Annotated in this window: 11 protein-coding genes; 5 read left to right on the forward strand and 6 right to left on the reverse strand. The window is 64.9% G+C overall.

The genetic code is table 11. The annotated features are described in order from the left end of the window. Positions 1 to 211 precede the first annotated feature (211 nt). Complete coding sequence (locus BMY74_RS44415) at positions 212 to 421, forward strand: hypothetical protein (protein WP_143091808.1); 210 nt, start codon at positions 212 to 214, stop codon at positions 419 to 421. 265 nt (positions 422 to 686) lie between these two features. After that, the gene (locus tag BMY74_RS34305; RefSeq protein ID WP_143091809.1) at positions 687 to 1,316 is read left to right on the forward strand and encodes a hypothetical protein; all 630 of its coding nucleotides are present in this window, start codon (positions 687 to 689) and stop codon (positions 1,314 to 1,316) included. On the opposite strand, the gene BMY74_RS34310 is transcribed toward BMY74_RS34305, so the two are convergent. The 4 genes from BMY74_RS34310 to BMY74_RS34325 all read right to left on the reverse strand — a co-directional run bounded on the left by BMY74_RS34310 (position 1,307) and on the right by BMY74_RS34325 (position 7,245). Next, positions 1,307 to 2,581 (reverse strand): hypothetical protein, encoded by a 1,275-nt coding sequence (locus BMY74_RS34310; RefSeq protein ID WP_143091810.1) that lies wholly within the window; start codon positions 2,579 to 2,581, stop codon positions 1,307 to 1,309. The two genes, BMY74_RS34305 and BMY74_RS34310, sit on opposite strands and share 10 nt — an antisense overlap. Beyond that, a complete protein-coding gene (locus BMY74_RS34315; protein WP_089922898.1) occupies positions 2,487 to 3,581 on the reverse strand; it encodes a helix-turn-helix domain-containing protein in 1,095 nt (364 codons plus the stop codon). Before BMY74_RS34315 ends, BMY74_RS34310 begins: the two co-directional genes overlap by 95 nt. A 191-nt stretch (positions 3,582 to 3,772) precedes the next feature. Beyond that, positions 3,773 to 5,542 carry an ATP-dependent helicase gene (locus BMY74_RS34320; RefSeq protein ID WP_089922900.1) on the reverse strand — a complete coding sequence of 590 codons (1,770 nt, stop codon included), beginning with the start codon at positions 5,540 to 5,542 and terminating at the stop codon, positions 3,773 to 3,775. Continuing rightward, positions 5,539 to 7,245: an ATP-dependent nuclease gene (locus tag BMY74_RS34325; protein WP_281245022.1), complete on the reverse strand. Its 1,707-nt coding sequence runs from the start codon at positions 7,243 to 7,245 to the stop codon at positions 5,539 to 5,541. The genes BMY74_RS34320 and BMY74_RS34325 overlap by 4 nt, the downstream gene beginning before the upstream one ends. 378 nt (positions 7,246 to 7,623) lie before the next feature. Between BMY74_RS34325 and BMY74_RS44420 the strand changes: the two genes are divergently transcribed. The 3 genes from BMY74_RS44420 to BMY74_RS34335 all read left to right on the forward strand — a co-directional run bounded on the left by BMY74_RS44420 (position 7,624) and on the right by BMY74_RS34335 (position 11,447). After that, positions 7,624 to 8,052: a hypothetical protein gene (locus BMY74_RS44420; protein WP_143091811.1), complete on the forward strand. Its 429-nt coding sequence runs from the start codon at positions 7,624 to 7,626 to the stop codon at positions 8,050 to 8,052. A gap of 345 nt (positions 8,053 to 8,397) precedes the next feature. Next, positions 8,398 to 9,225 (forward strand): hypothetical protein, encoded by an 828-nt coding sequence (locus BMY74_RS34330; RefSeq protein ID WP_089922902.1) that lies wholly within the window; start codon positions 8,398 to 8,400, stop codon positions 9,223 to 9,225. Continuing rightward, positions 9,222 to 11,447, forward strand: coding sequence for a UvrD-helicase domain-containing protein (locus BMY74_RS34335; RefSeq protein ID WP_143091812.1), 2,226 nt, complete (start codon positions 9,222 to 9,224; stop codon positions 11,445 to 11,447). Before BMY74_RS34330 ends, BMY74_RS34335 begins: the two co-directional genes overlap by 4 nt. Before the next feature lie 94 nt (positions 11,448 to 11,541). Here BMY74_RS34335 and BMY74_RS34340 read toward each other — a convergent pair whose 3' ends face one another. Beyond that, positions 11,542 to 13,371 carry a recombinase family protein gene (locus BMY74_RS34340; RefSeq protein WP_245786508.1) on the reverse strand — a complete coding sequence of 610 codons (1,830 nt, stop codon included), beginning with the start codon at positions 13,369 to 13,371 and terminating at the stop codon, positions 11,542 to 11,544. Between the two features lie 556 nt (positions 13,372 to 13,927). Beyond that, positions 13,928 to 14,386 (reverse strand): hypothetical protein, encoded by a 459-nt coding sequence (locus BMY74_RS34350; RefSeq protein WP_218159839.1) that lies wholly within the window; start codon positions 14,384 to 14,386, stop codon positions 13,928 to 13,930. Positions 14,387 to 14,443 lie beyond the last annotated feature (57 nt).

The following is a 14,443-nucleotide window of genomic DNA, read 5'->3' on the forward strand; positions in this document are numbered from 1 at the left end:
CTCGAAGTGCCGTCACCGGTTCATTCCTCGGCAGTGTTCAAACATGGCCACATGATGATCTCGCGCGTGAGCGCCCTTTCGTTTCAGACGCCAGTAACGCTCTGCCGGCATCAACGCGATCGAACGTCTGCAAGAAGCGTGACTGTGCACGACGACATGGCTGAGCCACGACGAACGCGATCTCCGTCTACGAAAGCAGCAGGTAAGGATCATGAGCCACCTCATGAACGACATCCGCAGCGCTGCCCGACGCGGCGACCTGCCCGCACGATTCCGGCCCGCAGACGTCCGCGCAGCTTGCCCCGGCTGGGCTGAGCAAACCTACGGGGTGTTCCTGCCGAAGCACCTTCGAGGCAATCCCGGCGGATACACCGCGCACTTCGAACGCAATGAGGACGGCACCTACAGCCTCATCAACTAGCTACGCCCAGCAGGTCGTTGCGCTGACGGCGGTCACCCAAGCCGAGCCCAGGCTCCGAACGGCGCCGTGGGAGCGTCCGGGCGATCTGGTTGCGACCGGCATCTGGAGAGTGCGCCTGACGACGTATTGCAACTCTAGTCGAACGGGTGTTCGATTACTGTGTGCGGCCCAGGTCATGGAGTATTCCGTCCCCTGAGCGGGCGAGGCCGGAGCCGATAGGGAAGGATCACGCCGTGCGAACCGCCCCCCACCTCACCCTCGCTGCATGGAGCCTGTCGCGATGACCTCTCCGCTGGCGAACACGGTGCAGGTGAAATCGGGCACGGCGCTCAACCTGCAGGACGCGCATTCGGCGCGGGTGCGGATCTTCAGAACGACCGCGACCATCGTCCATCGCCGTGACGAGGTCGAGCACGAGCGGCGGTGCCGCGCCGGCTTGGCAGACATCAACTCGATGGAGCTGCTCGACGTACTGCTAGACCTCCCCCATGAGATCGCGGTACCCAGGTCGTCGCTGACCCCGGCAGTTCTTCGCGTGCTTCAGCGAGCCCCTGCCAACGTCGTGCAGATCGACAGTGCCTCGGTCACCCGCCTGGCTTCGCCAGCCGTCACACCGGTTCTCGCGGTGGTGTACGCGTCGAAATGGCGTGACGGTCTGGAACGCGCTTCAGAGTTCGCGTCCTACATCCCGCGGATGTTCGTCGTGCCGGAAGCGCCCTCGAACTCGGAGGAAGTGCTGGCCGAGGCGTCCTGGTATGGCGTCGGCGTGGCGGTTGGTCCGCGGGCAGCACCGACGATGGTGCTCGAACCGGAGCCCCTGGCTGACTGGCAACCTACGACCGGGTGGTGGTGGTTCTGCGAGCAGGTCTACCGACACACGGTCGATCAGGTCTGATCGGTCAGCCACAACGGCAGGTTCGCCCACACCTTGAGCGGCTCCTGAGGTTTGATCGGCTTCGCCCGCCGGAGCTGCTTGGTGAACATCTCGTGGTAGCCGACCGCGTTGCGGCAGATGTTCTGCCAGTACTGCGCGCGCAGGCGCATTGTTGGCGCGTCGAGCATGTCGGCGGCGTACTGCGACCACGTGGCCACCGCATGCGCCATCGCCTCGTTCGAGTCGGTCCTCCGCTGGAAGCGGGACAACCGTCGCCCGCCGCACACCGCGCAGGGACACATCGGCACGAGGTTCTGCCGGGCACCGAAGATCTTCATGAGCTTGCTGCCCTTCCACCAGCACATCAGCTCCGGGATCAGCGCGCTCGGCGAGGGATCGAGCACGATCGCCTTCGACGGATTCGGCGGCTCGACAGTGTGGCGAACCGCGCCGCCAGTGCCGATCGCCCCCGCGAACGCCCCGTGCGCCACAAGATCGAACGCGTTGAAGTCGGTCCGCATGGGAAAGAGCTCGACCGAGGCCGCGAGCATCCGCAGGTTCTGGATGATCCGGTTCGCCGCCTGCTTCAGTGGGTCCAGCTGCTTGCCCAGCACCAGACCGATCGGGCACCCCACGTCGGCGAGAATCGTCGTCACCTGGCGGATGTGCCTGCGGTCGAGTAACGAGACATCAAGCGGTGCCGCGAAAATGACGTCGTTGCGCCCCAGTTCTTTCACCTGGCGGGCTGCCGCCTTCAGCGAGTCGGTGTCACCCGCCCGCACGAACTTGGTCGGCGTGATCGCCGCGCTGGCCCCGGCCATCAGCTGCTGGTTGAGCATGTCTTCCAGCGTCATGGGCAGGAGCTGGTCCTCAGGTGACCAGAACGGCGCGTCGGGAGTGGCGAGGTACTTCTCGTAGGCGGCCGGGTCCACGAGCACAATGCCGTTGTAGCCCGAGTCTTCGAGCAACCTCATGCGGCCGTTCGTGTTCGCGCCCGCGAGGACGAATCCGCTGCGGGCCAAGCTCACGTGCGGCTCGATGTTCGGCACCTGGTTCGGGCGCGCGTAGACCAACATGCGGTTGTGCAGGACGCCGACGCTGCCGGCTGGGCGTTGTGGCGCGGGACGGTCAGCGAGTTGCGCCAGCGCTCCCCGCGCGTCATCGCTCGGCGAGGTGCTGATGCCTTCCAGGTCAGTCATCGAGAACCCCCAGAAGCTGATCGCCCAGCATCGCGCGCAACTTGACGACCGTCGTACCAGCCAGGGCCGCGGCGGCCTCGACTCCACCTGCGGCGTCGACCGCAGCCCTCAGCAAGGTGGGTACAGCCGTCGCGGCCTCGTGCGGAAGCGGCTCGGGTTCTGCCGTCTTCCAGCCCAAGGCGGACATCTGCGTGTTGAGCGTGCGGTAGCGCGAGTCCGTGACCACGCCGAGGTCGAGAGCCCTCCGCAATAGTGCCGCAGCGGAGATCCGCCACCGTGCCTTGAGCTGCAGGAGCCGTGCCGGGGTGATCGGAGCCGCCTGGAGGTCGGGTCGCACCTGTGCGACGGGAGCGAGGAACTCGCTCGCGAAGGCCTGCGCCATCTCCTCGGCGTCGAGATCGAGCGCGGGCGCACACGCGATGTGTCCCAGCTCGTGCGCCTGCGTGAACCGCTGGCGGTCGGCCGGAGCATCCGTGTTGATCACGAACACCGGGGCCTCGCCGGGTGGGTGCAGGCTGGTCGCGTCCACCTCTCGCCCTCCCAGCGACATCGGCACCACCAGCGCGCCGACCCGTTCCGCCACCTCGGTCACGGATTCGATCGGCCCCTCGGGGAGTTCGAGCTCACGACGGAGCGCTCGGGCCGCATCCTCAGGGCCATCCAGACCCCCGACCTGCATCGGCACAAGATTGAACTCCCGCAAGGTCACGGTAGAGCCAGCCGCAAGCCTGCGCAGGAAAAGACGTAGGAGGTTGACCTGCGCGTGCAGCGCGCGCAGGGTCGAGGCCTTCGTCGACTTGCGGTTGCGGTGGTAGACGCACCCGTCGCCGAGTGACCACAGCTTCCCCTCGCCGGCCAGGAAGTCCGGGGTCACCTCCAGCGCCGCGCTGAACAGCTCGAGACGGTCGCCGGAGACCGACAGCGAGCCCTTTTCCACTCTGGAGACGTAGCCTTGGCTGATCTCGGGATCAGCTTTGGACAGGAGTGTCAGCTGTTCGGCGAGCTGTTTCTGGGTCCATCCGAGTGCTTCACGCGCGGCGACCAGGAGTTCGGGGTTGCCGTCTCCGGTCACGAGGTGAGCCGTCATGCCGGAAAAGATACGCAGAAATATTCCGCCTGTCCACAGGCGGTTACGAGCGGATAGTGGCCACGGCACGCCGAAGCATCGAACACGCGGCGGCTCAGTACCGCGGCACCTCACCCTCGTGTAGCGGCGCTGCACATCACAAACGACACTTGCCGCCCGCTCGAACGACGCCGCGTTTCACGACCATGCCGTTAGCGGTGCAGCAGGCCGATCTCGTAGAGGAACCGGCTCGGCTCAGCGGGCTTTGCCCGCCCGGCGGAGGTGGCCACCGAACGCGAGTAGAAAATCTTCACGGTGCTGCGCGCACGCGTGACCGAGACGTAGAACTTCCTGCGATCCTCTTCAAGCTTGGCCGGATCGTTGGCCGAACTCCAGTAGGGCATCAGCCCCTCGTCCGCACCGAGGAGCAATACGACCTCGAACTCCAGCCCCTTGCTGGACGACATGGTCGTGACGTTCACCCGGTCGCGCCTCATAGCCCGGCTGGCCAGATCCACGACAGTCGCGTCCGCCAACGCTCCGAGTTCCACCGCGTGCTGCATCCGGTCCAGCGCATTGGCGTTGTCGGACTGGGCGGGGCGTGCCATGGCTCGACGTAGCCCCATGCCGAGGAGGTCCGCGAGCATCCTGCGGGCGTAGGTGACGGGTTTGTCGCGGTAACCGACCAACAGCTCGGTCAACCGCACGTCCGTGTCGCGTGTCCACGTCGGACCGAGCAACCTCCGCCATCGCCGGTGGATGGCGCCGAGCCGGTGGCCACTCTGCTCACGCCCGAGCATCGCCCACGCCGCACACGACTCGACGAACAACGTGACCGGAGCACGCGGGTACTCGACTCCTGGCACGGCAACGGCCAGGCCGGCACCGCGGAGCACCTCCGCGACCTCGCGGCACTGAGCGTTCATCGAACAGATCACCGCGATCTCGTGCAGCGGCACCCCGCGCCTGTGCGCTAGTCCGACCGCAGCAGCGGCTTGGTGGCACTGCTCGGTGAAACCCGCAGGGCAGAAGACAGCCAGCACCTCGCCGCCACCGCGGACGGCCGTGACCTTCCGCCCGACGCGCTCGACCCGCGTCGACGCTCGGATGATCTCCTCGCCGCACCGGTAGTTGTGCTCCAGGTGCACGGTGCTCACACCGGGAAGCGAGCTCAGTTCGCTGATCAGCTCCGGCCGCGCGCCGTTCCAGCTGAAGATCGCCTGCCCTGGATCCCCAACGGCTAGTAGCTCGACGTCCGAGTCGGGCCGAAGACAGAGGGCTCGCACCAGTCGATCGAGCCCCGGCGCGAGGTCCTGATACTCGTCAACGTACAGGCGACGATATCGCGCCGAGAGCACCCGCCGCACAACCTCGTGCTGTTCGACGAGATCCACGGCGGCAGCCACCGCCCCCTCGAAGTCAATCAGCCCGTCACCGCGCAGCAACGACTCGTAGCTCGAGCAGGCCTCCAGAAGTCCTTCTCCGCCGCGGTTCCATTCCTCCACAGTGGACAGGCGACGCCGGTGGAACTCGATCTGCTTGCGCTTCTCCTTCCAGTTGCACGACGATCCGAACCGCGAGCCAACCGCGAGCCGGTAGGCCTCCTCCTGCTGCTCGTCGCTCGCGATCGACGCCTTGACCAGCTCGGGCTTGCCGAGCAGGGCGGCAAAGGGGCCGATGATCCGGTTGATGGCGAAGCTGTGCACCGTTCCCACGAAGAGCGACGGCCGCGCGGAGACCCCCAATGACGCCAAGCGCCTGCGCAACTCCTCGGCCGCGGCCGTGGTGTAGGTGATGCATGCCGCGCCATGAGGTTCGGGAATCCTGTTGAACAGGTCGTAGGCAAGACAGGTGACCAGCAACTTGGTCTTGCCGCTGCCCGGCGGGGCATGGACGACGCAATGGCCTTGTCGGTTCAGCACTTGCCACTGGCGTTCGTTCGCCGACAGCTCCCTGATCGACTGGGTAAGCGGGCCCATCATCCCGCCAGGTACCTCAAGGCACTGTGGACATAGTCCGGCGGCCAGATCTGTTGTGACGCAAGACGCTGAGCGAACCGTCCCTTGCCACCCGCCTTGTCGATCGTGGTCAGGTATGTGCCGATCTCGGGCCACTGCGAAACCCATGTCTCCATGGTGGCCCGCGCCCGATCGGCACTCAGCTCCCAGAGGGTGCCGAAACAAGGTTTGACGTTGCTGGGGTGCGCGTACAGCAGGTCGTACTCGAACGTGGACGTTCCGACGAAGATGCCGTGCTCCCCCGGATCTCCGTTCAAGGACAGCGCGGCGAGCAAGCGGCCAGCACGTGCCGGTCCCGCGTCGCCGTCGCCATCCGTGATCACCGCCCACCGGATACCGAGTGCCTCGCAGAACCGGGCATACGACGTGAAGTGGGTGCCGTGCACGACGCACACGGTGATGCCGAGCTTGTCGAGGTCCATTCCCACGGCCGCGGCCATCGATGGCAGCAAGGCTTGCTCGGCATACCCCTCGACGAGCAGAACACGACGCGCGAACACCAGTTCCGCTCTGGTGGCGTCGAGGTATCGCGCGATGTCGTCCCACTCGGCGTCGGTCAGTGCCGCGTCGCTAGCCGCAGCCGCTTCAGTTCTCCCGCCCGCGTCACGAAGCACCACCAGGCTGCGAGGGGAAGCAACGCTGGCGATGTGAGGTGAATGCGTAGTCACGAGAATCGAACGGTTCGTGCGGTGATCAGCCAGCAGTCGCCGGAACGCGAGCCTCTGCATGTGGGGATGCAGATGTGCTTCCGGCTCCTCGATCGTCATCACCACGTGCGCGATGTCCTGCTCCGCAAGGCGTTCCTCCAGCCCGAGCTCGAGCAGCGCGAGGTACAGCACGTTCAGGGTGCCGAGGCTCGTCGTGCTCAGATGCCGGCGCGCGGCGCCATCGACGAACAGCTTCATGGTGCGGATCAATCTCAGCGGATCCTCCGCCGCCACAGCCAGTTCGGTCTCCAGCGCCTGGTTCGCACCGAGGATCTCCATCATGCGGTCGCTGATGCTCGTGCCGACCCGTTTGATCTCCGCCAGATCGTTGAGCTGCGCGTTCGCCTCTCTCATCGCCGAGCGTACGCGGCTGAGATCGTCGTCGCCGATAGCTTTGGCCGCAGCCGTCAGCAGAACTCGCAACGGGGAGCGCCGCCACGTGGAGAGGTCCGCGTCCACGTCGCGCAGCGCACCGAGAAACGCGAAGTACAGGTAGCCGCGCAGATCGGCGTCGATCTGGTTCCCTTCGTCCTCGCCTCCGAAGATGGTCCATCTGTATTTGACCTTCGCTCCCGGCCCGGCGACACCGGTATCCAGCGGTGCGAACCGGTAGGTCAGTCGCGCGCGGAGGGGATCCGACTGCACCAACGCATCGCTCAATGTGCTCAACACGGTGTTGTCGTCCTCGAAGTCGGCCAGATCCACGGAGATCTCGATGACCTCGCGCGCATCCATGGGATCCCAGTCGTCGCTGCCGTCCGACAGACCGTCCCAGAAGTCCTCTCGCCCGAGGTGTCGGTCAGACGGTGACAGTGTGGGATCCAGAACGAGCCGCAACGCGTACAGCAGATTGCTCTTGCCCGCGCGGTTCTCACCAACGATGACAGTGCCCGGCTGGATCGCCACGCACAGGTCCGCGAGGTTCCGGAAGTTGGTCACCCGGATGCACTCGATACGCACCGACTTGCTCCAAACACTATGAGCCGCAAAGAGACAGCACCGTATGTTCTTGGCGCGCTTTCACGCCGCGCCTCGTGGAATTTCTCGCCGTTCAGCCAGCCAGTGTTACAGCCAACCGAGGCTGAACTCCACTCCTCACGACGAAATTGGTCCAGACAATCAACCTCCCCAATCTCACGCCGAACAACGGCACCGCCCCTTCGACGTCGAACGACTTCCGCTCACCAAGGGGGAGCACCCACACCTGTTACCCCAGGTCGAATCGCAGAGCTGAACCTGAAGTCGATCTTGCTCAATACCCTCGCGGCCTCACAGTCCACCCATTGTCCAGTTATTGACATGTTTTTAGCCGCCTTTCCCTGTTATCTTTCAGATCCCTTGGACGAAGATCCCCAGCGGCCCCAATTGACCTCGAGAAACAAGAAGCAATCCGTGTACGAGAACTACCTCCCCTTGCTCGGCGGCCTGGCGGGAAGGACCCCGCTCGCCCTCAACGGTGTTCCCGAGGGACTGAGAGTCGTCACCGTTCCAGTGCGCAGGCAAGGCGAAACCCGCGTACCCCGAGACACCCGGCGACGGACCCGTACCTCGCAGGCAGACGTGCACACGACCGCGAGGACCTCGCTCTTCGCGCCACCGGACGGAATGTCCACAAGAGACCTGACCTGGGTGCTTGACCGGCCGAAGCGCCGATGGTCCACGGTGGTCAGGAAGTTCGGCTCGTGCAGGGAGTACCTCACCGACGAACTGATCCGCGCTGGCGGCGTGGTGCTGAGGTGCGAAGTCGACGAGGACCGGATGAAGTAGGGGCAGCCCAGGGAGTGGCGCCTGTCCAGCGCGTGGCCGAAGCAGGCGCCTGACGTCCTCGCCGAGCTGCGTCCACGCCGGGAACCGATGTAGTGCGCCGAAGGCGAGGCCCCGGCTGAACTCGAGCCGGTGCAGCGAAACACCATGAACAACAACGCATGAACGACCCGTCAGCTTCTCGGCGATGTCCTGGGAGGCTCGCCGCTCGCGCTGTAGCCCTGCGTAACGGTCAGCCACCCTCAAACGAAATGGGCGATGTGCCGAATACGGACCAGCAAGCGACGCCGTGCCGCCCAAGCTGACACCACGATCAGCGGCCGGCATCTCCGACCGCCGGAGGACCAGATGACCGTCTCGTTCGCGGAGTACCAGGACACCAGCGTCGTCGACCCGCTCAGGCAGGGTGACGTGCTCGAAGCCGCCGATCCCGCGGCATCGCTCTGGCAAAGGCACCTTGTCGTGCTCACAGCCGACTGTGACCTGGCGCGGGCGAAGCATCACGGGCGCGTGACGTGCGTTCCAGTGCTCACCGAGCACGAGTACCTGCTGGAGATGCAGATCCCCGGTCTTCGCGACAAGGCCATGAACAAGTTCGTCGACGAACTGCGAAAGGCGCTACCGCCTGCGGCCCCGAAGATAACCGACGAGCGGCTCAGAGCATGGCCCTGCGAAGAAGAACCCAATGAGATCGTCGCGGCGCTCGGGCTGAGCGGCCGGCGCGCAGACGACGCCAAGGCTGCTTGCGAGTCCATCCGCCTGCTCAGCCGGAAGCCGGAGACGCTGGACGACGCAGTCAAGCTCCTGATCGATTCGCAAATCGGTGCCCCCAACCCACAGAAGCGGGACAAGATCGTCGACGGGATCGTCAACAAGTTCAGAAACGCCTACTCGAACCCTCCGGGGGACGCGTTGTTCCTCTCGTCGATCGCTCCCCGCAACAGCCTCGGATACTTCGCCTACCTACGTCACCTGGAACAGGTTCCGGAGGCCGAGATCGCGCTCGGCCCGGACAGGAGCGCGTCAAGGTATCGGCGCATCTCCCGCCTCCAGGACCGGTACACCCACGCGTTGGTGGAGCGGTTCGCGCACGTGTTCATGTCGATCGGTCTCCCCTCGGCGTACGAGGACGTGCGGGACCTCCACTCCGAGTACCTGGGGGCGACGTACAAGTGAAGCCGCTCGTCACAACGGTAGAAGCGCTCAAGGAACTGGCCACGGGGCTGTCACCTGAGGCCATTCCTTCGTCTCCGCGGATGTTCGAGCATTCCGGGGACGCTGCCGATGTCCTGCTGAGCGTGGACGACAAGTCCGACGAGCAGCGGATCATCGTGCTGCGGAGTTCGGCCACAAGAGACCGCATCACGCCTGACAGGATCACGGATCTGACGACCGACGTGCTCAGCCGAGCGGCGTCGTTCGCCGAGCGCGCTCGCACCACAGGGTCGCTGACACTGCCCCGCAGTTGGCACCAGTACAAGCACAAGAACCTGGTCGCCTTCTTCACAACCCCGCGTGACAACCCCGAAGCACGGCGGTGGATCGCAGAACTGCTGCCAGGCGAGCCCCCTGATATCGTCCTATGGGGCATGACGTCGTCCGACCGAACAACGACGCTGGAGCAATTCGAGTCGGGCAAGCCCACCCTTCCCCTTGACTGGGAAAAGGATTGGGACGCGGCTGTCGCAGCTTGCGCCGTACGGGTCGAGCAAACTAAGCGCATGCGGCCGGCCGATGTCGAGATCGAGCTGACGCCCCTGGAACAGTCAACGACGAAAGGCTGGTCGTACGACCAGTGGATGGGGAAGATCTCCGACGATCAACGCTCCTTCGTGGAAGCTCCAGCTACCAAGTCGATCCGGCTACGTGGACCGGCGGGTTCCGGCAAGACGCTGGCTCTCACGCTCAAGGCGATGAGAGAAGTGCTGAGCGCAAGGGAAGTAGGTCGCGAGCCGCGTGTTCTGATGGTGACCCACAGCTGGTCGCTGGCGACAGAGATCGCCGACTCGCTCGACTCCATGGGTATGGGGCCGCTGCAGGAGATCGACGTGTTCCCGTTGCTCGAGATCGCGACCACCATCTCGCCGCAATACGCCAAGGACGACTCCGGATTCAGCCTGGCTGGCGACGACAGCTTCAGCGGCAAGAGGGCTCAGCTGGACGAGATCCTGGAGGTGTTGAGAGACTTCGTCGCCGGTGACTGGATCACCTACCGCGCAGGCGTCACGGAAAGCCTGCGCGCCAGGTTCGACTCTTCGGACGACGACGATCGCAACGCGTTGGCCTGGGATCTTCTTGTGGAGTTCGGATCCGTCATCGGCGCCGCCGCGATCTTCCCCGGCGCCGGCGCGGAGTCGAAGTACTTCCAGCAGGCGAGGGCGACGTGGATGCTTCCGTTGCAGAGCCGGAACGATATGCGAGTCGTCTTCGCCGTCTACACCAAGTACATGGAGAGCCTCGAAGCTCGGTCGACGCTGACGTCAGACCAGGTGCTGGCAGACCTGTTGAGCCACCTGGAGACACACGCGTGGAACCGAGCCCGCAAGACCCAAGGCTACGACCTGATCTTCGTGGACGAGTTCCACATGTTCAGCCCACTGGAACGGCAGGTGCTCCACTACCTGTCGCGAGACGTCAGCGTCTACCCGCGGGTGTTCATGGCGGTCGATCCTCGCCAGTCTCCGTCCGAGGCGTTCATTGGCTTCGCGGCCGATGACACCCGATCGTCCTTGTCCTCGTTCGAGGACGAGATCGGCGACGTCACCAACCTCGAATTGACCACCGTGCACCGGTTCACGCCCCAGATCCTGGAATTGATCAAGCACGTCCACCACGAGTTCCCTACGCTGGACCTCGGCAAGGACTGGCAGATCAACATCAGCGCGGTGGAGTCCGCGCGGGAGCCAGGACCTCTCCCTCTCCTCAGCGTCGCCGCCACACGTGCCGCCGAGGAGAACGACATCGTCAAGGCGATGCATAGCCTGTACTCCCGCGGCCGCATCGCACTCGCCGTCGTGGACAACCGGCAGTGGAGCCGCTTCAGCGAGCTCGCGTCCCGTCTCAGCACGTCGGGGAGGTTCCACGTCTCGACGATCACCGGTAGGTCTGACGTCGAAGGGTTCCGCTACCGCAAGCGGGGCCTCGTCGTCGGCCCCGCCGAGTACCTGGCGGGCCTTCAGTTCGACGCCGTCCTGGTCGCGGGCGTCCCGGACATGGAGCCCACCAGAACCACCCCGAGCGAGCGCACCCGGCTCCTCTCCCTGTTGTACCTCGCCCTCAGCCGCGCCGAACTGGAGGCGCGCGTCTATGTGAACGAGGACGACGGCGGAATCGCCGAGGTGCTGAGCAGAGCAGTCACCAATGGTCTCATGAAGCAGGAGCGCGGCAGCCTGGCATGACAGGTGCGTCAGGGCGTTGTTCCGGCCAGCACAGCGCTCTGCCCCGGCCCTCAACCTGCGGCCGAACGGCGGTCACAGACGAACCAGACGTCGGTCAGGTGAGGTTCGGAGTCCGCATGCTGATCGTCACTTGACCGCTGTAGTCATGCAAACGAACGGTGAGCTGGACGGCCTCGAACAGCCAGCTAAGCAGCGGCACTGGTGCACGCTCGAGGCAGTCACGAAGCCCCGCCAGACGATCCGCCAGCACCACAGCGTCCTGCGCCTGTATGGGTTCCTGGCTGGCGGTGGACTCAAAGCTCGCGATCTCGGCGACTGCGACGGCCTTCTGGGACTCCAGGTCGTTGTAGCTGGTGCGCACCGCCGTCGTGAAAGGATCATCGGGCGCGCAGTTGTGGGCTTGATGAAGGAGGTTCTGCTGCTGCCGCTCGATTGTGGCCAGCCGACGACGCCACCACTCATGCTGTGTCACGACGCCGCCCGAGGTGTTCTGATCACTGCCCTCACTGGTGGTCTGCAGGATCGTAACGAGCTCAGGGACGAATACCTGCTCGGCAAGCAACGACGCAGCCGCTCGCAAGATCGCCTCTTCCCGGATGTACACCGCGTCGACCCCAGGCGGGTGCAGACCCTTCTTCCCACGATTGTTGTTGCGGGGCCAGCACATGTAGTAGACGAGACTGCGTCTCTGGTTGCCGAACATCCTCCGACCGCAATTGCAGAACACCATGCCTCGCAAGGCATAGGCGCGTTTGGTCTGTGGGTGAGAGCTGAGCGAGCTTCCTGACCGTGAGCCGCGGAGGGACTTGCTGGACGAGGTGATCTCGTCGAACATCCACTTTGGAATGAGAGGCTCGTGCGCGGGTTCGTGAGACCACACCCAGTGGCTCGGCGGGTTGACCTTTCCCCGCTTGGAACGCGAAGCGCGCCGGTTGAACACCTGGAACCCGGTGTACTTCGGGTTGCGCAGCACCTCGAAGACGCTGGACTTGCTCCACATACCGCGAGTACGAACCTTGCCTGGCGGTTCCGGCGGTGGATAGCTAGCCAGGTCCACGTTGAGCCGTTCCGCGATGGCCCCGTAGCCGAGCCCCTCGTAGTACCGCCACGACGCGATCTGGGTGACCGTCGCCGCCTGCGCGCCGTCCGGCTCGAGCCTGGTCTTGGTGAGACCTTTCTCCGCCTTGGCCGGGTTGGGATGGCGATACGTCTTGCCCGTGTAGCCGTACGGCGGCTTGCCGATGTTCGAGCCCTCACGGACATGCGTACACAGCCCGCCCCAGGACAGCTCCAGGGTGTTGAGCACCTCGTACTCGGCCACTGCCTGGTTGATCCGACGCTGCAGAATCTGCTGGGCCCGGCTGCCGTCGAGTTTGATCGGCTCGTTCCACGCGAACAGCGGCACGCCGCCCTTGTCCAGCACGCGTTCGACGGACAGGCCCTCGTACATGCGCCGCGCCACGCGGGAGGTGGACTCGCAGATCACCACATCGAAACGCCTGCTGGAGTGTTGTGTCTCGTCGAGCAGATCGGCCATGCTGCCGTCGCGCGCGATCGGGATGTCGAAGCGGTCGTAGCCGGTGCCGTGTCCTCGCTGGCCGAGCTCCATGCGGCCGGACTCGACGTCGTAGAAGTGGCAGACGATCACCCATGCAGCCGGCACCGCCCCACGGCAGCGGTCGAGCTGCCGGATCAGCGACTGCCGCGGATCTTGCCGTTCATTGGTGGACGTCCTGCCCAGCCATGCGACTCGAACCTCACCGAACAACAGGGAGGATGGCATCCCGAACGGCGACACCGCCAAGTCCGACAAGCCGGTCGCGCCGGAGCAAGCGGGTGCCGAGCCAGCTCGGCTCGGCCGGAGTTCTGGCATCCGCGCAGCCTTGCCGATCGGCTCGTCGGCCGACTCGAGCGACCTTGTCATGCCCGCCGATCCGTGGCCTCGTCGACGCGTGGCTGTTGTCCCGCCCAGTGGAGCAGCTCGCGTACGGCAGCGGTCAATTCCAGACGCCGGCGCTCACCGTCGGCACCACCGACCCTGCTGACCTGGCTGGCAAAGAGGAAGCGGCCACCGTTGCGGGCGCCCTCCCACTCGTAGGACTAACCTTTCCCACGTTTCTCGGCGCCAACACGTTCTTCGTGACCGCATCCCCCGACGCCGTCGTAGATCAACTCCAGCTGGGGAGGTGAGTACTCATCCATGTGCATCCGGTAGGTCCAGGCTCGCAACTTCACCGGATGCCAACAGATCGAACAAGATCTCCGACGCACAGCGAAACTGACAGAGCGACACTCGCAACGATCTTGTCGACAGAAGCGACTGTCATAAAGGTCGTCCGACTTGCAGTCCCGATTGACGGCGGACGCGACAGCAGGGCGCGAACCCTACCCGAGAAACCCGCTCGTCCCAGCGAACCCAAAGCTTTGCCACTCGATCGAGGAAGTCCGGCAATCCACGGCGGGCAAGTCCCCAGGAGAACTCAAGCGCACCCCTTTCGGCGTCGCGGCAGAACTCCGCGACGAAACCACCGGACCGTGAGCCAGATCAGGTCGAACTCTAGCGTTGGCGCCGGACCGGACGCTGCCGAAATCAACAGGGCCGTCAGCGGCCAACTGAGTACTTGTCCGTGCCGGCCGCAGTAGATCGCTACCCTGTCGCACCGGAATGTATCGAACCGATCGAGCAGTACATAGCCGAGCAGTTGCCGCAGCCACGCGGCGACGTCCTTCTGAGAGGGTTCGACGGCGAGCTTGACGTCGACCAACGTGCGACCGACAACCAAGTCAGCTACGCCGTATCCGATCGCCATTTCCGGCGCAACGATCACTCTGTCCCCCAACGAGAGCAAGCCTGGGCGGCCGCGGTCCAGGTAGGCAGCCCAACACTGGTGCAGCGCGTCGAGGATCCCGGAATTGACTTCGAGTTCCTCTTCCTGCATCACAGCGGTGGCAAACAGCGCGGCGCAGGCGGTGTGCCAAGAGCTGTCCAGGTGTCC

It is taken from the genome of Lentzea albida (assembly GCF_900111005.1).
Lineage (GTDB): Bacteria > Actinomycetota > Actinomycetes > Mycobacteriales > Pseudonocardiaceae > Lentzea > Lentzea albida.